General features: G+C 34.2%; 17 protein-coding genes. 2 read left to right on the plus strand and 15 right to left on the minus strand.

From position 1 onward, the window contains the following. The first annotated feature begins 163 nt into the window (after positions 1 to 163). On the plus strand, positions 164 to 1051 hold the full coding sequence (locus tag LQ693_RS06560) for a nuclease-related domain-containing protein (RefSeq protein ID WP_204175966.1): 888 nt from the start codon (positions 164 to 166) through the stop codon (positions 1049 to 1051). A 219-nt stretch (positions 1052 to 1270) separates the two neighbouring features. On the opposite strand, the gene priA is transcribed toward LQ693_RS06560, so the two are convergent. The 4 genes from priA to gmk form a co-directional block, all read right to left on the minus strand. Further along, complete coding sequence (gene priA / locus LQ693_RS06565) at positions 1271 to 3679, minus strand: primosomal protein N' (protein WP_239703128.1); 2409 nt, start codon at positions 3677 to 3679, stop codon at positions 1271 to 1273. Next, the gene (coaBC, locus tag LQ693_RS06570) at positions 3676 to 4878 is read right to left on the minus strand and encodes a bifunctional phosphopantothenoylcysteine decarboxylase/phosphopantothenate--cysteine ligase CoaBC (protein WP_198052044.1); all 1203 of its coding nucleotides are present in this window, start codon (positions 4876 to 4878) and stop codon (positions 3676 to 3678) included. The genes priA and coaBC overlap by 4 nt, the downstream gene beginning before the upstream one ends. A gap of 165 nt (positions 4879 to 5043) precedes the next feature. Beyond that, positions 5044 to 5244 carry a DNA-directed RNA polymerase subunit omega gene (gene rpoZ, locus LQ693_RS06575; RefSeq protein WP_016911048.1) on the minus strand — a complete coding sequence of 67 codons (201 nt, stop codon included), beginning with the start codon at positions 5242 to 5244 and terminating at the stop codon, positions 5044 to 5046. After that, a complete protein-coding gene (gene gmk, locus LQ693_RS06580; protein WP_025904573.1) occupies positions 5244 to 5867 on the minus strand; it encodes a guanylate kinase in 624 nt (207 codons plus the stop codon). The genes rpoZ and gmk overlap by 1 nt, the downstream gene beginning before the upstream one ends. A gap of 173 nt (positions 5868 to 6040) precedes the next feature. Between gmk and LQ693_RS06585 the strand changes: the two genes are divergently transcribed. Continuing rightward, entirely contained in the window at positions 6041 to 7732 is a 1692-nt protein-coding gene (locus LQ693_RS06585) for an Rqc2 family fibronectin-binding protein (RefSeq protein ID WP_233670725.1), read from the plus strand. Positions 7733 to 7814: 82 nt separating this feature from the next. On the opposite strand, the gene LQ693_RS06590 is transcribed toward LQ693_RS06585, so the two are convergent. The 11 genes from LQ693_RS06590 to LQ693_RS06640 all read right to left on the minus strand — a co-directional run bounded on the left by LQ693_RS06590 (position 7815) and on the right by LQ693_RS06640 (position 19940). Beyond that, positions 7815 to 8225 carry a VOC family protein gene (locus LQ693_RS06590; RefSeq protein ID WP_107596928.1) on the minus strand — a complete coding sequence of 137 codons (411 nt, stop codon included), beginning with the start codon at positions 8223 to 8225 and terminating at the stop codon, positions 7815 to 7817. A 244-nt stretch (positions 8226 to 8469) separates the two neighbouring features. Then, positions 8470 to 10002: an SLC13 family permease gene (locus LQ693_RS06595; RefSeq protein WP_232339645.1), complete on the minus strand. Its 1533-nt coding sequence runs from the start codon at positions 10000 to 10002 to the stop codon at positions 8470 to 8472. A gap of 213 nt (positions 10003 to 10215) precedes the next feature. Next, positions 10216 to 10479, minus strand: coding sequence for a hypothetical protein (locus LQ693_RS06600; RefSeq protein ID WP_025904577.1), 264 nt, complete (start codon positions 10477 to 10479; stop codon positions 10216 to 10218). A gap of 25 nt (positions 10480 to 10504) precedes the next feature. Next, entirely contained in the window at positions 10505 to 11113 is a 609-nt protein-coding gene (gene pyrE / locus LQ693_RS06605; protein WP_107596664.1) for an orotate phosphoribosyltransferase, read from the minus strand. A gap of 5 nt (positions 11114 to 11118) precedes the next feature. Further along, positions 11119 to 11811 (minus strand): orotidine-5'-phosphate decarboxylase, encoded by a 693-nt coding sequence (gene pyrF, locus LQ693_RS06610; protein WP_107596663.1) that lies wholly within the window; start codon positions 11809 to 11811, stop codon positions 11119 to 11121. A gap of 1 nt (position 11812) precedes the next feature. Next, entirely contained in the window at positions 11813 to 12739 is a 927-nt protein-coding gene (locus LQ693_RS06615; RefSeq protein ID WP_025904580.1) for a dihydroorotate dehydrogenase, read from the minus strand. Then, entirely contained in the window at positions 12736 to 13494 is a 759-nt protein-coding gene (locus LQ693_RS06620; protein WP_107596662.1) for a dihydroorotate dehydrogenase electron transfer subunit, read from the minus strand. The genes LQ693_RS06615 and LQ693_RS06620 overlap by 4 nt, the downstream gene beginning before the upstream one ends. Before the next feature lie 13 nt (positions 13495 to 13507). Beyond that, on the minus strand, positions 13508 to 16681 hold the full coding sequence (carB, locus tag LQ693_RS06625) for a carbamoyl-phosphate synthase large subunit (RefSeq protein WP_107590998.1): 3174 nt from the start codon (positions 16679 to 16681) through the stop codon (positions 13508 to 13510). Next, the gene (locus LQ693_RS06630) at positions 16674 to 17774 is read right to left on the minus strand and encodes a carbamoyl phosphate synthase small subunit (RefSeq protein WP_025904583.1); all 1101 of its coding nucleotides are present in this window, start codon (positions 17772 to 17774) and stop codon (positions 16674 to 16676) included. The genes carB and LQ693_RS06630 overlap by 8 nt, the downstream gene beginning before the upstream one ends. Position 17775: 1 nt before the next feature. Continuing rightward, positions 17776 to 19050: a dihydroorotase gene (locus LQ693_RS06635; protein WP_037587563.1), complete on the minus strand. Its 1275-nt coding sequence runs from the start codon at positions 19048 to 19050 to the stop codon at positions 17776 to 17778. Continuing rightward, the gene (locus LQ693_RS06640) at positions 19038 to 19940 is read right to left on the minus strand and encodes an aspartate carbamoyltransferase catalytic subunit (protein ID WP_037587561.1); all 903 of its coding nucleotides are present in this window, start codon (positions 19938 to 19940) and stop codon (positions 19038 to 19040) included. The genes LQ693_RS06635 and LQ693_RS06640 overlap by 13 nt, the downstream gene beginning before the upstream one ends. Positions 19941 to 19944 lie beyond the last annotated feature (4 nt).

The raw sequence follows: 19944 nt of genomic DNA on the forward strand, positions 1-19944 counted from the left end.
ATCTATCGCTCCTTTTTAAAAACTCATCGTATAATTATAACGTAAATCAATATAAAAAGCGACAGAGAAAATTCATCTACAGTCGCTTATATTGATTTGATAGAAATTTTTAAGTAATCGAAGTAAAATTGAATTACCAATAAATAACAGAAAGGAGTCCTTTATGAACACATCCGATTACTATCAATATTTACTCGCACTTGAATCACGGAAGATTTTATCGAAAGATGAGAGAAATAATCTTCTAACTTATTACAATGGTAAAGAAGGAGAACGCTATTTCAAATTATTTTTAAACACGATACCAAACATCTGCTATATTTACGACTTCGAATTCGGTAATCAACATCATGTCCAAATTGATTATTTAGTCGCAACAGATAATACACTTTTCTTATTTGAAATTAAACATTATAGAGACGAGTGGCACTTCGAACAAGATTTCTTAAAAAATAGTTACGGAATCACTACGAAATCCCCCATTAAACAAACTCAATTTATGAAATCTGAATTAGAAAAATTACTGTATCAAAATGGTATACATATAAATATTCAGCCTTATATCATTTTTACGAATCCTCATTTTATACCCGTTGGAAACTGGCCACATGATCAAAATATCATCTACTTCAATCAATTGAATCAAATCAAAGATATTTTACTATCCCAATCATCAAAGTTTAACCCCGTATTATTAAACTTTTTATTGCAACACAAGAAAATTCATTCCACTTATTATCAAAAAGAAATCACACCATACTTCGACATCAGCTTAGCAGGTATAAAATGCCCGAGCTGCAGAAAAATGCACACAATCAATATAGTAGAAAGTAAAATCTACTATAACTGCACGTACTGTCATTGTAAGATCAAATCCGAAAAAATCATTCTGTACAATTTGAAAGAACTCTATTATTTAAAAAGAGACGGCTTCACATTTGATGAAGCCATCCAGTGGTGTTATCCGGTGAAAGAATATACGATTGGTCGTGTTTGTAACAAGTATTTTAAATCAGCTAAGAAAAGAAATAGAAAATTCTTCCCTAAATAAACTAATGTAGTGTTCGTTATTTGCACTTTTAACAAGAACTGCTTTTAACGGGGTCAGTATTTGCACCTTTGGACAGAACTGCTAATAACAGTATCAGTATTTGCACCTTTGGACAGAACTGCTTTTAATGGCACCTGTACTTACGTAAAAACCTACATTTTCATCTATACACATACAAAAAACCCGTGAAATCTTCACATTTCACGGGTTTCTTTCTATTTACATCATCATTTGCGGGTTAATGTCTATTTCTAGTGATAGTTTATCTTTTAAGTATTGCTCGTGATAATAATCATCTAAATATTGTAAGGCTGTTAATAAATCTGGTTCGTTCTTAAATTTAATTAATATTTGGAATCGATGTCTATTATTAATACGTGACAACGGGCTTGGTGATGGTCCTAATACAAAGGATTGTGTTGTAACGTGTTGCAACAATATACCATGTATATGCTTGGATGCTTTTAATACTTTTTTAATATCTGTATGACTAATAGTCAAATTCACAAGATAATAATATGGTGGGTACTTACCAATCTGTCTAAATTTCATTTCTTTTTGGTAAAAGGACATATAATCATTGCTTGTGACATCTAAGATAGCGTAATGATCTGGATTATATGTTTGAATCATGACTTCGCCTTGTTTCTCATGTCGCCCTGCTCTACCTGCAACTTGAGTCAGTAATTGGAATGTCTTTTCACTCGATCTGAAATCTGGCAAGTTTAACATCGTATCTGCATTAAGTACGCCTACTAATGTAATATTTTCAAAGTCCAGTCCTTTAGCAATCATCTGTGTCCCTAACAGAATATTTGCTTCTTGATTCCCGAAAGCTGTTAATAATTTTTCGTGAGCTCCTTTTTTCGAAGTGGTATCGACATCCATTCTAATAACTTTAGCGCGTTCGAATGTGTCATATATAATTTCTTCGACTTTCTGCGTGCCAACACCCATTTGTCGTATATGTTCACTTTCACAACTTGGACATCTTTGAGGCATAGGTTCACTGTATCCACAATAATGACATTTTAAATCATCATGTGTCTTGTGATATGTAAGCGAGATATCACAATTTGGACATTGTGGTACGTGTCCGCAATCTCTACATAATACAAATGATGAATGTCCTCTTCTATTTAAGAACAATACAATTTGTTCCCCTTTATCAATGCGATCTTGAATAGCTTTAGTCAGGTCATTAGAGAACATCGAACGATTACCTTCTTGAAGTTCTTCCCTCATATCAATGAGTTCAATTTCAGGCATTTTCTGTTGATTTACACGATCTGGTAATCCTAAATATTGATAAACATTTTTCTCTGCACGTGCAAAAGTTTCTAGACTTGGTGTAGCTGATCCTAATACGACTGGGCATTTGTGATATTCACTTCTCCATATCGCGATTTCTCTTGCATGATATCTCGGATAATCTTCTTGCTTATACGTTGCTTCATGCTCTTCGTCAATGATAATAAGACCTAATTTTTCAAATGGTGCAAAGACACTTGATCTTGCACCGACTGAAACACTCGCTTTACCATCTCTTATTTTTTGCCATTCATCGTACTTTTCACCTTTAGATAAACCGGAATGTAATACAGCAACTTCATCACCAAAGCGCGCTTTAAATCGGTTAACCATTTGAGGTGTTAATGCAATTTCAGGTACAAGCATAATCGCCTGTTCACCTTTTTTAAGTACATTCTCAATAGTTTGTAAGTATACTTCTGTTTTCCCTGAACCCGTCACACCATGTAAAAGAAACGTCTTCGATTCATTATTACGAACCGCTTCATCAATCTGTGTAAAAGCTTCATGTTGCGCTTCAGTTAATGCTTTATTATGTTCTTTTTCAAAAATACGATGCTCATACGGATCTCTATTCATAATGCCATCGTATTTTTCTAATATTTGATTTTTAACAAGCGTATTGATACTCGATTCTGAGAAACCTTCTTCTTTTAATGTTCTGAGCATGACATCTTCTCGTCTATGTTCAATTAAATAGTTCATGATATCAAGTTGTTTTTCTTTTTTACTCAATGACATCAAACTCTCATCTAATCGATCTGTAGGGACGATTCTTACACAAGTTACATATTTTCTTGTAAGTTGTTGACCTACAATTGTGTCTTTTATAATTGCCTCATTTTCTACAAAGTCTTCTAAAATAGAAACAATTTGAAGTTGTTGCGCTTGTTCAAATGTTAAAATACCTTCTTTATTAAAATGATTTAAATATTGTGCAGGAATCCCTTCTGGATCAGCAACACAATATACTTTTTGATATTTAGCTTTGACAGCACTCGGTAACATAATTTCTAAAGCCGAAATACGCTTAACTAAGTGAAAGTTAGACATCCATTCACTCAGTTCAATGAGTTCCGCTGTTAACTCTGGTTTAAAATCTTTAACACGAATGATTGATTTTAATTTAGACTGATCAATGTCACTTGTTAATTCTTCACTTATGCCAATGACAAACCCTTGAATTTTACGTGGACCAAAAGGCACTTCAACTCTAACACCGACTTTGACGATATCTTCAATATCTTGCGGAATTAAATAATCAAATATTTTGTCGACATTTTTAGCTGGAATATCTACGACTACATTTGCAATCAATCTTCCCACCTACTAGTAATTTCATTTAAAATTTTGATGGCCACTTGTTGTTTAGAAGCTTTAGCAATTGGTACTTTATCTCCATTTGCAAAATACATATCTACTTCATTATCTGAAGATCTAAAACCAATTGCCTCATTCGCAACATGATTGGCAACGATGACATCTGCATTTTTCTTTTTCAATTTATCCATTGCATATTCTTCGACATTATCTGTTTCAGCAGCAAATCCAACTAAATATTGCTTATCTTTATGTTCCCCTAAATATTTAAGGATGTCTGTCGTTCTTTTAAATGTAAGCTGTAAGTCGCCATCTTTCTTTTTCATTTTATGTTCAGAAGTTTCAACTGGTGTGTAATCAGCGACTGCTGCTGCTTTAATAATCATGTCCATATCATTCATACGTGATTTAACAGCTTGGAACATATCTTCAGCACTTGTTACTTGAATAAACTCTACACCAACAGGTTGCGTTAAATTTGTCTCTCCACTTACTAACGTAACGTTCGCCCCTAAATCTCTTGCAGCTTCAGCTAATGCATAGCCCATCTTTCCACTTGAACGATTTGTAAAATAGCGTACAGCATCTACTTTTTCTACTGTTGGTCCAGCAGTTACAAGTACGTTTTTACCTTTTAAAGCAAAAGTTTGTGGTTGAGCTTGTTCTTTAAAATAATCATCAATAATTGTCAAAATGGTAATCGGTTCTTCCATTCTACCTCTTGCAACATAACCACAAGCTAAATAACCTTCCCCTGGCGCGATGAATTTATAACCATAATTTCTTAAACGAGACATATTTTCAACGGTAGAAGGATGTTCAAGCATATGAACATTCATTGCTGGTGCGATAAAAACAGGAGCAGTCGTAGCGAGTAATGTTGAAGTCACCATGTTATCTGCTAAGCCATTCGCTAATTTACTAATTGTATTAGCTGTTGCAGGCGCAACGATGACTGCATCAGCCCAGTCAGCTAATGTAATATGTTGAATTTCACTGACATCTTTTTCGTCAAAAGTATCTGTATAAACGTGATTGCGACTGATAGCTTGAAATGCCAATGGTGTCACAAACTGTTTCGCATGTTCAGTTAACATGACGCGCACTTGATAGCCACTTTGTGTTAATTTGCTCGTTAAATCTATAGCTTTATAGGCAGCTATTCCCCCAGTTACAGCTAGAAGTATATTCTTCATTTGTGTACTCCTCCGATTAATTCGATTCTTAAACTTTATACTTATTATACATTCTTTAAAAAAGACTGTCATGAATCTAAATTACAATATCCATATTCAATAAAAAGACCTTTCATGTATGGATTGGTCGTCCAAACATAAAAGGTCTTTCGTTAATTCAAATGATTAGTCTTCTAATTTAGCATATACTTTATGAGCTGCTATTTCTTCTAGTGCTTGACCTACATTTTTTAATGAACGATATTCATCTAATAATAAACTGTCAGGGTGTTCTTGTAGTTCACGTGCTCTCTTAGCTGCAGTTGTTACAACTAAATATTTAGAATTGATGCTGTCTTTTAATTCGTTTTGTGGTGGGTATAACATTATTTTTTTGCCTCCAATATCATTTTTCTGTAACGTGCTTCAACACGTTCTCTTTTTAAGTGTTCAGCTTCTACGATGGCTTGAATACGCTCTTTCGCTAATTCAACTTCATCGTTTACAACAACATAATCGTAAAGGTTCATCATTTCAACTTCTTTACGCGCTTCAAGAATTCGGTTCTGGATGATTTCATCTGATTCAGTTCCGCGACCGACAAGTCTTTCTTTCAAATGTTCAAGACTCGGTGGTGCTAAGAAAATAAATAATGCTTCAGGGAATTTCTTTCTAACCTGTTTAGCACCTTCTACTTCAATTTCTAAAAATACATCATAACCGTTATCCATCGTATCTCTTACGTATTGTACTGGCGTACCATAGTAATTACCAACATACTCAGCATACTCTATAAATTGGTCATCAGCTATTAAAGCTTCAAATTCTTCTCTTGATTTAAAGAAATAATCTACGCCATCCGTTTCTCCTTCACGCATGTTTCGAGTAGTCATAGAGATAGAATATTTAAAATCCGTACTCGGATCATCAAATATTGATTTACGTACTGTTCCTTTACCAACTCCAGATGGGCCAGAGAGCACTATCAGTAACCCTTTTTCTATGTTCATGTCAAACGACCTTTCCTAATGAATACTAACGATTTATTATCATTTTGTTTTTTTATATCTTACCATATTTCAATTCTATATGGCTAGAGACGTTTAAAGATTAAACAGAATTATACTCATTTAATCCCTTACATGTTACAATAAATTGACTTTTGATAAAGGTGTGAATGCAAATGGCTTTTGATGGCTTATTTACTAGAAAGATCGTTGAAGATATACAATCGCTCGTAACTGGGCGAATTCATAAAATTACTGAACCTAGTAATGACACAATTATATTAACAATTCGAAGTGAACGAAAAAATAAACAATTACTATTATCAACACATGCAAATTTCAGTCGTTTTCACTTAACTGCTGAAAAATTTGATAATCCTTTCGACCCACCAATGTTTCTTAGAGTGCTACGTAAACATTTAGATGGCGGCATTATTCAAAGTATTACTCAAATTGGTAATGACCGTTTAGTAGAAATCGATGTTCATTCTCGAGATGAAATTGGTGATTTAAGAAAACGAACAATCGTATTAGAAATTATGGGTAGACATAGTAATATCATTTTAATTGATGGCGACCGTAAAATTATCGACGGCTTTAAACATCATACACCTAATACTAATACTGCTCGTACAATTATGCCAGGTTTCAAATATGAATACCCACCTACTGTTAAGAAATTAAATCCTTTCGAAGTGGATGACATTATTAAATATATTGATTTTAATTCGGGTAAAATTGACCGACAGCTCCTTCAACAATTTGAAGGTTTTAGTCCACTTATAACAAAAGAGATTACATCTAGACGTCCATTTATGAATCAAGAAACATTAGTGGAAGCTTTTAATGAAGTAATGGATGAAGTTCAACAATCACCTAATCCTGTTATTTACAGTGATGATTCGACTGGCAAAGAAATTTTCTACTTTATGCCGTTACATTCTTATGGAAATGACTATATGTCCTTTGATAATATACATGAATGTTTAGATAGATTTTATGAATCACGTGGTGAAAGAGAGCGTGTTAAACAGCGTGCATTAGATTTAGTTAAAATTGTCGACCAACATCTTCAAAAAAATCGTCATAAACTAGAGAAATTAATTAATGAGCGAGAAGCGGCTCGTAACAAAGATGAGCAACAATTATTTGGAGAATTAATAACGGCGAATATGTATCAAATTAAACAAGGTGACAAATCGTTAGAAACTATTAATTATTATAACAATGAGCCTGTTACGATACCTTTAAATCCAACGAAATCACCTTCAATGAATGCTCAATATTATTACAAACAATATAACAGACTTAAGACACGTGAAATAGAGTTAGATAAACAAATCAAATTGACACAATCTAATATCTTATATTTCGAATCATTAGAACAACAACTTGCCCATATTTCTGTTGATGATATTGATGACATTAGAGAAGAATTAGAAGATCAAGGTTTTGTTAAGAAACGTAAAAATAAGAAAAAGAAAAATTCTAACAAAATTACGTTAACGACATTTATTTCTACAGATGGTCAAACGATTTTATTAGGTAAAAATAATAAACAAAACGATTACTTAACACATCGTGTCGCAAGAAAAAATCAATTATGGTTCCATACGAAAGATATTCCAGGTTCACATGTTGTCATACAAGAAGACGAACCAACGCAAAAAACAATCGAAGAAGCGGCAATGATTGCTGGGTATTATTCTAAAGCAAGTCAATCAGGTCAAATCCCAGTTGACTACACTGCTATAAAGAATGTCCACAAACCGAGTGGTGCTAAACCAGGATTTGTCACTTACGACAGTCAAACAACACTTTATGTCACAACTGATTATGACGACATTAAAAAATTACTTAAAAAATAACAAAAACTTTCATAACTTGACTAGCCAGAAATCATTTTCAAAGGCTTATCAGTTATGAAAGTTTTTCTTTTATATATTGCATTTATGACTGTTGTTCAGGTAAAGCAAGTTGGAAATTCACACCAAATTTATCTTGAACCCACGCAAATTCTCTAAATGTTGGTGGTAATTCTGTTTTAGGCATGAGAATCGCACCACCCGATTTAAGTTTAGAATATAAATGTTCCATTTCCATTGCTGATTCACACGTTACATATAATGACATTGCAGGATTCATCTCAATTTCAACACCATTTGTTTGGTCAATCGCCATAAATATTTGTCCATTTATTTTAAATATAGAATGTTGAACAGTCCCAGGTTCACCAGGTCCCTCTTCACCGTATTTAACCATTGTTAAAATTTCACTATCTTTAAAAATAGACGTATAAAAATTAATCGCTTCTTCAGCTTCACCGTTAAACATTAAAAATGTCGTAATTTTTGGTATCATTGAATAAACACTCCATCAACAGATTTTAATCATTTTTTAAATCGTATATAATTTAGTATAATCTTATTAAGCGTTAAAGACAAAGGAGAGATTTTATGTCACTTTCATTATTGTTACCGATCGTCATTATGTTAGCCATTATCATTGTCGGATATATATTTATTAAACTATTTATGGATTAAAATACAACATAAAGCAATGCTTGGATCAACATCCAAGCATTGCTTTTTTAATTATATTTCAATTATTTACTTGCTACTAAATCTATGCCAAATAACCATGGAACCATGAACCATACAAATCCGACGATAATCACACAGCTGATTAAGTTTAACCAAAATCCGGCTGTCGCCATTTCTCGGATCGTTACTTTGTCTGTACCAAATACAATCGCATTTGGTGGTGTTCCGACTGGTAACATAAATGCACAGTTTGCAGCCATTGCTGCTGGAATCATTAATGCTAGTGGATGTACATGAATACCAACTGCTATTGTAGCTAAAATTGGTAAGATCATTGTAGCTGTTGCAGTATTAGATGTAATTTCTGTTAAGAATAATACAAACAGCGTAACAATTCCTATAATTAAGATGATATTGACGCCATCTAATCCTGAAATTTGTTTACCCATCCATTTATCTAATCCACTTTCTGTAATGGCAGAAGCTACTGCTAAACCACCACCAAATAGTAATAAAATGCCCCATGGTAAATCTTTAGCAATTGACCAATCAAGAATTCTAGCAAATTTGCGTTTTGCTGGAATTAAGAAAAGTATAACAGCGATAAACATTGAAATTGTGCCATCTTTAACTAATTCTGTAAAAGGTAATTGTGCTAATAAGAATTCTCTAGATACCCATAAAAATGCAGCTAAACAGAATAGTGTGAATACAACTTTTTCTTCATAAGTCGTCTTACCTAAAGACTTTAACTCTCTTGTAATAATTTCTTTCCCACCTGGAAGTTCTTTCATGTCATGTTTAAATACTACAAAATTTAAATATGCCCAAGTTATCGCGAGTATGATAATGACTGTAGGTACACCCATAACCATCCATTGACCGAATCCAATTTCTTCTCCGAAAATCTTCTCGTATTGACCTTTCAAAATAATAAGAGGCGGTGTCCCAATTAAAGTTCCCAATCCTCCGATTGTACCTGCATAACCAATACCAAGTACTAAAGATTTTTCAAATTGTGATAAGTTGTGATGCTCATTACCTTCAGCTGTTAATTCATTCGCTTCTTTAATAATTGCCATACCGATTGGAATCATAATCATTACGGCTGCTGTGTTTGAAACAAACATCGATAATGCACCTGTTGCAATCATAAATCCTAATAAAATTCTACCTGTACTCGTACCAATACTTTTAATAATGACGAGTGCAATTCTTGTATGTAAATTCCATCTTTCCATCGCAACTGCAATAATGAAACCACCTAAGAATAGGAATACAATATCATCTCCATATGCACTTGAAACTGTCGCGCTATCCATAATTCCGCCTAATGGAAAAAGGAATAAAGGCATTAAACTTGTTGCTGGAATTGGTATAGCTTCAGTAATCCACCATACGGCAATCCATAAAGTGGCAGCCATAACGTAGACACCATTTTGACTCAGTCCATCTGCTTTGAAAAATAATAACACAACTAAAAATAGTAATGGACCTAATATTAATCCGATAAGTTGTGCAGTATTGTAAGCTTTCAATTCAGGATCTGGTTTATTTTGATTTTTTAATGCATCCGTTGAAAAGAACTTTAACATTTCTTTCGTACGTCCACTTTCTTTCCAAAGTTGATTCGTAAACTTATTATCACGTTTATTCATACATTTCGCCCCCTTTAAAAGTGTATACGTTTACATTTTAACAAACGTCATTCTTAATTCATACAATTTTCTGAATATTCATGCTTAAAAAATAAAAACTACTAAAAAAATTGATACCAATTTTTTTAGTAGTTTTTTCTTAATGTCTTATTAATCATCAAAGAATCCTTTTGCTTCTAATTCTTTTTTGATACTTTTAAATATATTTTTGTCGCCTAAATCATATCTTCTCTGTCTATTCACGTTTGTGTTATTCGAATAACCTGTACGTTCGTACATATTTTCGTCTCTTACTTCATAGTGATTAAAGTCAGGTTTCGCATTAGAATCTTTTTTAAGAAAATCATTAATATGTCCCCATTTTTTTATCTGCTCTTGTTCTTCTGCAGCAGATAATTTATGTTGGCTTTCCATAAAGACCCCCCTTATCTTGACTTTATTATAAAGTATCTTTCCAAGCTTTTAAAGTTTTTATATCTTTATTTTCGATATAACCTTCTTTTTCAGCTACTGAAATCAGTTCATCATAATTAGACAAAGTATAAAATGGGACATCGATTGCTTTGAAAGCTTCTTCTGCTTTGTTAATACCATATGTAAAGATTGCAAATACCCCTAATACTTCCGCGCCATCTTCAATTAAAGCTTCAACAGCATTAATTGAAGAACCACCTGTTGAAATTAAATCTTCAATTACAACTACTTTTTTCCCTTTGCTTAAAGCACCTTCGATTTGATTCCCTTTACCATGACCTTTGCTTTTAGATCTCACATAGCTCATCGGTAATTTTAGTTGATCCGCAACAAATGCTGCATGCGGAATACCTGCTGTTGCCGTACCAGAAATAATTTCAGCATCTTGAGCGTGTTCTTTGATCAATTCAATTAAACCTTGATAAATATTTTCTCTAATTTCAGGATATGCTAATGTCACTCTATTATCACAATAAATCGGTGATTTTATGCCTGAACTCCATGTATATGGATCGTCAGGTGAAAGTGTTACAGCTTTAATTTCTAATAATGATTGTGCGATATTTTGAGTCATATGAATTATCCTTCCCATCTTTGTAATATTTCGTGATATCTTGCTACTGGATCTTCATGTTGCGTAATTGAACGACCCACTACTATATGTGTTGAGCCTAATTTTTTAGCGTCTTCTGGTGTTGTCACACGTTGTTGATCATGTGTCTTATCAGATTCTAAACGTATACCTGGTGTCACTTTCAAGAAAGTTTCGCCGATATGTTCTTGAATTAAATTAGATTCTAATGGTGAACAAACGACACCATCAAGTCCTGCTTCATGTGCCATTTTTGCATAGTGCACGACTGATTCATTGATGGATGATTGAATATTTTGTTCATCTTTCATTTGTTGTTCTGTAGTAGAAGTTAACTGAGTTACAGCTATTAATTTAGCATTAGGATTTGTCTCACGTAATCCTTCAAGTCCAGCAGCCATCATGTTTTTACCACCAGCTGCATGTACATTGATTAAGTCGATATTGAGTTTACCTAATCCTTTTAATGCGCCTTTAACCGTGTTTGGAATGTCATGTAACTTTAAATCTAAAAAGATATCATGACCTCTTTCTTTAATTCGGTTGATCGTTTCAGGACCATTTTGCAAATAAAGTTCCATACCTACTTTTACAAATAGGGGTTCATTAAATAAATCTAAAAATTGATCAACTTCCTCTAGAGTTGCAAAGTCTAATGCAATTATTGGTGTATTCTTCATGTTATTTGACAACTCCTTGTTGGTTATAAGTTCTACCTTTAAGTTCTGTAATATGTTCAACACCTAATTTGTCGAGTAATGTAGGTAATTCATCAATAATATCTTTACATACTGTTGGATTTTCAAAGTTTGCTGTTCCAACTGCCACTGCATCAGCACCAACTGAAATGAAATCAATGACATCTTGAGCAGTTCTCACGCCACCCATTGCGATAATTGGAATATCAACATGTTGACTGACTTCATATACCATTCTTAATGCAACTGGCTTGATTGCTGGACCACTTAATCCACCTATAACATTGCTTATGATTGGTTTTCCAGTCTTCGCATCAATTCTTAATCCTACTAAAGTGTTGATCATCGTTATACCGTCTGCGTATTCTGCAATAGCTTTCGCCATTTCTACAATGTTTGTTACATTAGGAGATAACTTTACATACACTGGCACTTCTGAAACAGCTTTTACTTTTCTCGTCAGTTCTTTAGCCACTTCAGGTACAGTACCGAATTGAATCCCACCTTCTTTAACATTTGGACAAGAAATATTCAATTCTAGTGCATGAACATTTGATGCTTGTGAAATATGTTTGGCGACGTAAACATATTCTTCTTCAGTAGAACCTGCAACATTAGCAATAATGGGTACATCATATTGTTCAAGGTATTTCAATTCATGTTCCATAATATGGTGAACACCTGGATTTTGAAGGCCAATCGCATTAATCATACCGCTTGCCGTTTCAGCGACACGTGGCGCTTCATTACCGTATCTTGCAAATTGAGTTGCTGCTTTAATCATGATTGCGCCAAGTTCTGATAAATCATAAAACTGACTGAATTCTTTTCCGAAAGCAAAGCATCCACTTGCTGGCATGATTGGATTTTTCAAATTTAACCCTGGTAGCGAAATATTTAATCGACTCATATGATGACAGCTCCTTTTTCAAATACGGGACCGTCTGTACAAACTTTGACATAACCCGCTTCATTATCCGTATGGCATACACATGCATAGCAAGCACCGATGCCACACCCCATACGTTCTTCGAGTGAAATATAACCTTTCACATCACTTAATTGAAGTGTTAAAGCTTTCAACATTGCTTTTGGTCCACAGCTGTAAAAAATATCGAAGGGTGTGTCTAAATTTTCAATAACAGTTGTAACAAATCCTTTAGTACCAAGTGTTCCATCTGCAGTTGCAACATACGTATCACCTAACGCACTAAATTCGTCTATATAAAATGCATCTTTAGCACTTTGAAAACCTAATACGTGAATCGTCTTGATGCCTCTAGCATTGAGTTGTTTCGACAATTCGTACATAGGTGGCACGCCAATACCGCCTCCAACTAATAAGGCAGTATTTTGCGCTTCATCAACTGGGAATCCGTTCCCTAAAGGTGCAATTACATCTATTGGATCACCTTGTTTTAGTTGTGAAATCAATTCTGTACCGTGTCCTTCTCTTCTAAAAAGCATTGTAAATGTGTCTTCTTCACGGTTCACTTCACAAATCGAAATTGGTCTTCTCAACATATGTTCTGTTCCTGTACCAGCTTTAATATGAACAAACTGTCCAGGTTTTTTCATATTTTTCGTAAGATTTCCACGTACTTTTAATTCAAAAATAGCGTCTGCTATTTGATTATTTGATACAACTATCATTATCTCGGACATTATAATCCCCCCACTACATTTGTTCAGTTCTAAATGTCATACTTTCCACTACATCTGCTAAAGCATTTGCCGTATCAAGTGATGTTAAACATGGTATACCATTTTCTACAGATTCACGTCTAATTTGGAATCCGTCTCTTTCGTATACTTTGCCTTTTGTCATTGTGTTGACCACAAGTTGTACTTCACCTTTTTGTATTACAGATAGCAAATCATGTTCGCCGCCTATTTTACCAACCGTATACACTGGGATGTCATGTTCGTTAAAGTATTGTGCCGTACCTTCAGTTGCAAAAATTCTATAACCAATCTCATGAAATCTCTTAGCGATTGTTAGTGCTTCAGCTTTATCTTTATCACTTACAGTAAATAATGCTGTACCTTGATCTTGTACTTTTAAACCACTTGCTGTTAAACCTTTATATAATGCTTTTTCTAACGTACTGTCTTTACCCATTACTTCACCTGTCGATTTCATTTCAGGTCCTAATGTGATATCAACATTTTTAAGTTTATTAAAACTGAATACTGGTGCTTTAACATATACACCTTCTTTATATGGCGCTAAACCACTTTCATATCCTTGTTCTTTCAAAGTGATGCCTGCAATTGCTTTAGTAGCAATCTTCGCCATTGGAATTTCAGTAATTTTACTTAAGAATGGTACAGTACGACTTGCTCTTGGGTTAACTTCAAGTACAAATACTTCTCCTTTAGAAAGTACAAACTGAATATTGATAAGTCCTACTATGTTTAAGCCTTTTGCCAATTTCGTTGTGTAGTCGACTAATAAATTAATTTCTTCATCCGTTAAAGTTTGAGGTGGATAAACCGCAATTGAATCACCTGAATGGACACCCGCTCTTTCAATGTGTTCCATAATACCTGGAATGACAACCGTTTCACCATCTGAAATTGCGTCTACTTCAATTTCTTTACCTGTTAAATAACGGTCAATTAGTACTGGATGCTCTGGGCTTGCTTTAACTGCTTGTTCCATATAATTTCTCAATTCAGGTTCAGCGTATACAATTTCCATCGCTCTACCACCAAGTACGTATGAAGGTCTCACAACTACTGGATAACCAATTTCATTTGCGTTATCTATCGCTTCTTGTACTGAAGTGGCTGTTTTACCTAATGGTTGTGGTACATCAATTTTTTGTAATAAAGCTTCAAATTCTTTTCTATCTTCAGCTCTGTTAAGATCTTCAAGCGTCGTACCTAATATTTGAATACCTTTTTGTGAAATTTTATCTGCTAAATTGATTGCTGTTTGCCCACCAAATTGAACGACTACGCCTTTAGGTTGTTCGTGATTAATGATACTCATTACATCTTCTTCAGTCAGTGGCTCAAAGTATAACTTGTCAGATATTGAGAAGTCTGTTGAAACTGTTTCAGGGTTGTTGTTAATAATAATTGCTTCATAACCCGCTTCTTGTATAGCCCATACAGCATGTACAGTAGCGTAATCAAATTCCACACCTTGTCCAATTCTAATTGGACCTGATCCGAGTACGATGATTTTTTCTTTCTCAGTGACTATAGATTCATTTTCTTCTTCATAAGTACCGTAGAAATATGGTGTTTCTGATTCGAATTCTGCAGCACAAGTATCTACTGTTTTGTAAACTGGATTAATACCATTCTCTTGTCTTAAATCATATATGTCTCGTTCTGATTGTTCCCATCTATGTGCAATGACTTTATCACTAAAGCCGTATTGTTTCGCCCATAATAATGCGTCTAAATCGCCTTTTTTCTCTTTTAAATCGTGCTCAATATCGATGATGTGTTTGAATTTATTCAAGAAGAAGTAATCAATTTGCGTTAATTCATGTATTCTCTCAAGTGATGTACCACGTCTAATGGCTTCACCAATAAAGAATAATCTTTCATCATCTTGTGCTTTAATTCTCTCTTCAATGAAATCTAATTCAAATTCATCGCCATTTGGTAAACCTAAATGATGAACGCCATATTCTAACGAACGAATCGCTTTTAATAATGATTCTTCATACGTTCTACCAATTGCCATGACTTCCCCAGTTGCTTTCATTTGTGTTCCTAGATGACGTTCGCCTTTTTCGAATTTATCAAAAGGAAATCTCGGTATTTTAGAAACAACATAGTCTAGTGCTGGTTCAAATGCTGCATAAGATGTGCCCGTTACAGGGTTTAACATTTCATCTAAAGTCATACCGATTGCTATTTTGGCAGCTAACTTCGCAATTGGATAACCCGTTGCTTTTGAAGCTAATGCTGACGATCTTGATACACGTGGATTAACTTCTATTATGTAGTAATCAAGTGATTTTGGATCAAGTGCTAATTGTACGTTACATCCGCCTTCAATTTTTAATGCACGAATAATTTTTAGAGATACATCTCTTAACATTTGATATTCAACGTCTGATAATGTTTGACTTGGTGCAACTACGATTGAGTCACCTGTATGAATACCAACTGGATCTATGTTCTCCATGTTACATACTACGATGGCATTATCATTTTTATCTCTCATCACTTCGTATTCTATTTCTTTATATCCAGCGATAGATTTTTCTAATAAACATTGTGTAACCGGGCTGTATTTCAAGCCATTTTGAACAACTTCTCTTAGTTCTTTTTCGTCGTGACAAATTCCGCCACCAGTACCCCCCATTGTAAACGCAGGTCGCACGATTAGCGGGTAGCCAATTTCGTTCGCAAAATTTAAAGCACCTTCAATATCATTCACGATATCACTTTCAGGTACTGGTTCATTTAATTCATTCATAAGTGTACGGAATAAATCTCTATCTTCAGCTTGTTCGATTGAAGATAGTTGTGTACCTAATAAACGTACGTTATTTTCTTCTAATACACCATTTTCGTGTAATTCAATTGCCATGTTCAAACCAGTTTGTCCACCTAAAGTTGGTAACAATGCGTCTGGTTGTTCTTTACGAATAATGCGACTCACAAAGTCTAAAGTTAAAGGTTCAATATATACTGTATCTGCTATTTCAGTGTCCGTCATAATTGTTGCTGGATTAGAGTTTACAAGTATTACGCGGTAACCTTCTTCTTTTAGTGCTAAGCATGCTTGAGTGCCTGCATAATCAAATTCTGCAGCTTGACCTATAATGATTGGGCCAGAACCAATTACTAAGATGGATTTTATATCAGTTTGTTTAGGCATTGATTGTACGCTCCTTCGCTTTATGTAATTTAATCATTTCAATAAATTCATCGAATAAATAGTTTGAGTCGTGCGGTCCAGGTGATGCTTCTGGATGATATTGTACTGAAAATGCTGGATATTTTTTATGTCTTAATCCTTCAATTGATTTATCATTTAATGCGATATGCGTCACTTCTAAATCAGTTTGTGCAATAGACGCTTCATCAATTGCATAACCATGGTTTTGACTTGTTAAATCTACTTTTCCAGTTTGTAGATTTTGTACTGGATGATTGGCACCTCTATGACCAAATTTCATCTTATAAGACGTTGCCCCTTGAGATAATGCAAACAATTGATGTCCTAAACAAATGCCGAAGAATGGTATTTTGCCGACTAATTGTTTAATTGTTTGAATGGTTTCTTGTACACTTTCAGGATTTCCTGGTCCATTTGAAACCATTATGCCATCTGGTGAGATATTCAGTATTTCTTCATATGATGTTTGATATGGTACGACTGTTACATCACAGCCTCTTCTATTAAGTTCTCTCACGATATTTTCTTTTTTACCGTAATCAATTAATACAACTTTATAGCCATCACCTGTTGAAATATATGGTCTAACTGATGAAACTTGTTCAACTTCGTCCGTTCTTAACGATTCAGTATTTAAGCGCTGAACAAGACTTTCTATTTCATCAGCATTATCAGTAAATCCAGCTTTAAGGACACCGAATTTTCTAATTTTACGTGTTAAACTTCTTGTATCAACACCTGAGATACCTGGTATATGATAGAATTTTAACGTTTCATCTAAAGACTTACTTGATCTAAAGTTACTTGGGTAATCACACGCTTCTCTCACAACAACACCATTTAAAGTTGGTGTTAATGATTCAAAGTCATCTCTGTTTATCCCGTAGTTACCAATAAGCGGGTAAGTAAATGTAATAATTTGTCCAGTATATGATGGGTCTGAAATTGTTTCTTGATAACCTGTCATTGCTGTATTAAAAACAATTTCTCCAACTGTTAAATCATCTGAACCTAATGCATAACCTTTATATGTTGTACCATCTTCTAATACTAAGTATCTTTTATTTTTCATCTTATACTTCCTCCTTGAAGACGATTTCTCCATCACAAATTGTTAAAATTGGGTATCCTGAAACGACTTCTCCTATAAATGGTGTATTTGTACTCTTAGAAGCAAACTCTTCTGCTCGTATCGGTCTTTCTGTTTCCAAGTCTATGATAGTTAAGTCAGCGTAGCTTCCTTCTTCTAATCGACCATAAGGTAAGTTAAATGTTTCACTTGGTTTCGTTGTTAAAAATGCAACAAGTTGTTCTAATGTGAATTTACCTGTTTTCACAAAGTGTGTGTATAATAATTGGAATGCTGTTTCACTGCCTACAATTCCGAAAGGTGCATCAACCATTGACACTTCTTTTTCTTCTTTAGCATGTGGTGCATGATCTGTTGCGATACAGTCAATTGTTCCATCTAATAATCCTTCGATTAAAGCATCTCTATCTTCTTTCGCTCTTAAAGGTGGATTCATTTTGTAAATCGCATCGTCACCTGGTACGTCATCTTCTGTAAGTAATAAGTGATGAGGTGTAACTTCTGCTGTTACTTTAATGCCTGCTTTTTTAGCATCTCTTATAACACGTACACTTTCTTTAGTAGACACGTGACACACATGGTAATGACAATTTGCTGCTTCAGCTAACAACACGTCTCTAGCAATTTGTACCGCTTCGCAAATTGAAGGAATACCTGGAATGCCAAGTTCTTCACTTCGTTTACCTTCATGCATTGCACCACCATAAATTAATGAATTATCTTCACAGTGTGCTACGATTGCTTTATCTATTTTAGCCGCTTCTTGCATCGCTTCATACATCATTGAAGCTGTTTGTACACCTACACCATCATCAGTAAATTGGAACATGCCTCTATCTTTTAATGCTTTGAAATCAACATGTTCTTTACCAGCTTGTCTTACTGTAATGGATGCATAAGGTAATACTCTTACCACTGCATGCTCATCAATGATTTTGTGAAGACGATCTAAATGTTCAACTGAATCTGGGACAGGCTTTGTATTAGGCATTGGACATACTGTTGTAAATCCGCCTCTTGCTGCTGCTTTTGTACCTGTTTCAATTGTTTCTTTATGTTCGCCACCAGGTTCTCTTAAATGTACATGTACATCAACAAATCCTGCTGAAATAAAATGTCCTTTCGCATCAATAACTTCTTGATTCTCTACTTCTATATAATCATCTATTTTTTTAATTTTGCCATCTTCAATTTCAATTTCCTTGTTAACTAATTGACCTTCTAATAAGATTTTTCCATTTTTGATTATAAGTGACATTTTACTTTTTCCTCCTTGTGATTAAGTACATCATGTATACATGCCATTCTAATGAAGACGCCGTTCTCCATTTGTTTAAAAATTCTTGATTTTGAACTTTCTACAAGTGAAGTATCTATTTCAACACCTCGGTTGACTGGTGCTGGATGCATAACGATTGCATTGTCATGCAGTTTGTTATATCTATCAATCGTCAGTCCGTATGCATTGTGATAGTCTTCTTTACTAAACGTCGTACCTGAATCATGTCTTTCATTTTGTACTCTTAACAACATACAAACGTCTACTTCTTCTATCACATCATCAATTTCTACATATGGTACATCTGAAAAGTTACATTTCCATTGTTCAGGTGCTGAGAACATCACTTCCGCACCAAGTTTCGTTAAAGCATCTGCATTACTTCTTGCTACTCTTGAATTTTTTATATCGCCTGAGATTAAAATTTTTAATCCTTCGAAGTAACCGTATTCCTCATATATTGTCATAATATCTAGAAGACTTTGTGTCGGGTGGTGGCCACTTCCATCTCCACCATTTAATACTGGAATATTAAGCCCTTGTAATGTGTCATAATATGCATTTTCACTATGTCTAATGACTAATGCGTCTACACCAATCGATTCTAAAGTTTTGCAAGTATCATATAAAGATTCACCTTTTTGAACAGATGAAGTACTTATTTCAAAAGGAATGACTTCCAAACCTAATTTTCTTTCAGCCATTTCAAAACTACATTTTGTTCGTGTTGAATTTTCAAAGAATAAGTTTGCGACCGTCATGCCTTTACCAAAAGTTTCTGCACCATTTTCTTTAATGTCTTGTGCTTTCGTTATAATTTTCATGATGTCGTCTTTAGTTAAATCAGTCATTGTTAATAAATTTTTCATATGA

Source organism: Mammaliicoccus sp. B-M6 (genome assembly GCF_022386965.1).
In the GTDB taxonomy this organism is placed as follows: Bacteria; Bacillota; Bacilli; order Staphylococcales; family Staphylococcaceae; genus Mammaliicoccus; species Mammaliicoccus sciuri_A.

Excerpts from the sequence above, each read along its gene's own strand:
- LQ693_RS06560 (WP_204175966.1), top strand. The coding sequence starts at position 164 with ATGAACACATCCGATTACTATCAATATTTACTCGCACTTGAATCACGG.
- coaBC (WP_198052044.1), bottom strand. The coding sequence starts at position 4,878 with ATGAAGAATATACTTCTAGCTGTAACTGGGGGAATAGCTGCCTATAAA.
- rpoZ (WP_016911048.1), bottom strand. The coding sequence starts at position 5,244 with ATGTTATACCCACCACAAAACGAATTAAAAGACAGCATCAATTCTAAA.
- gmk (WP_025904573.1), bottom strand. The coding sequence starts at position 5,867 with ATGAACATAGAAAAAGGGTTACTGATAGTGCTCTCTGGCCCATCTGGA.
- LQ693_RS06585 (WP_233670725.1), top strand. The coding sequence starts at position 6,041 with ATGGCTTTTGATGGCTTATTTACTAGAAAGATCGTTGAAGATATACAA.
- LQ693_RS06590 (WP_107596928.1), bottom strand. The coding sequence starts at position 8,225 with ATGATACCAAAAATTACGACATTTTTAATGTTTAACGGTGAAGCTGAA.
- LQ693_RS06595 (WP_232339645.1), bottom strand. The coding sequence starts at position 10,002 with ATGTTAAAGTTCTTTTCAACGGATGCATTAAAAAATCAAAATAAACCA.
- LQ693_RS06600 (WP_025904577.1), bottom strand. The coding sequence starts at position 10,479 with ATGGAAAGCCAACATAAATTATCTGCTGCAGAAGAACAAGAGCAGATA.
- pyrE (WP_107596664.1), bottom strand. The coding sequence starts at position 11,113 with ATGACTCAAAATATCGCACAATCATTATTAGAAATTAAAGCTGTAACA.
- pyrF (WP_107596663.1), bottom strand. The coding sequence starts at position 11,811 with ATGAAGAATACACCAATAATTGCATTAGACTTTGCAACTCTAGAGGAA.
- LQ693_RS06615 (WP_025904580.1), bottom strand. The coding sequence starts at position 12,739 with ATGAGTCGATTAAATATTTCGCTACCAGGGTTAAATTTGAAAAATCCA.
- LQ693_RS06620 (WP_107596662.1), bottom strand. The coding sequence starts at position 13,494 with ATGTCCGAGATAATGATAGTTGTATCAAATAATCAAATAGCAGACGCT.
- carB (WP_107590998.1), bottom strand. The coding sequence starts at position 16,681 with ATGCCTAAACAAACTGATATAAAATCCATCTTAGTAATTGGTTCTGGC.
- LQ693_RS06630 (WP_025904583.1), bottom strand. The coding sequence starts at position 17,774 with ATGAAAAATAAAAGATACTTAGTATTAGAAGATGGTACAACATATAAA.
- LQ693_RS06635 (WP_037587563.1), bottom strand. The coding sequence starts at position 19,050 with ATGTCACTTATAATCAAAAATGGAAAAATCTTATTAGAAGGTCAATTA.
- LQ693_RS06640 (WP_037587561.1), bottom strand. The coding sequence starts at position 19,940 with ATGAAAAATTTATTAACAATGACTGATTTAACTAAAGACGACATCATG.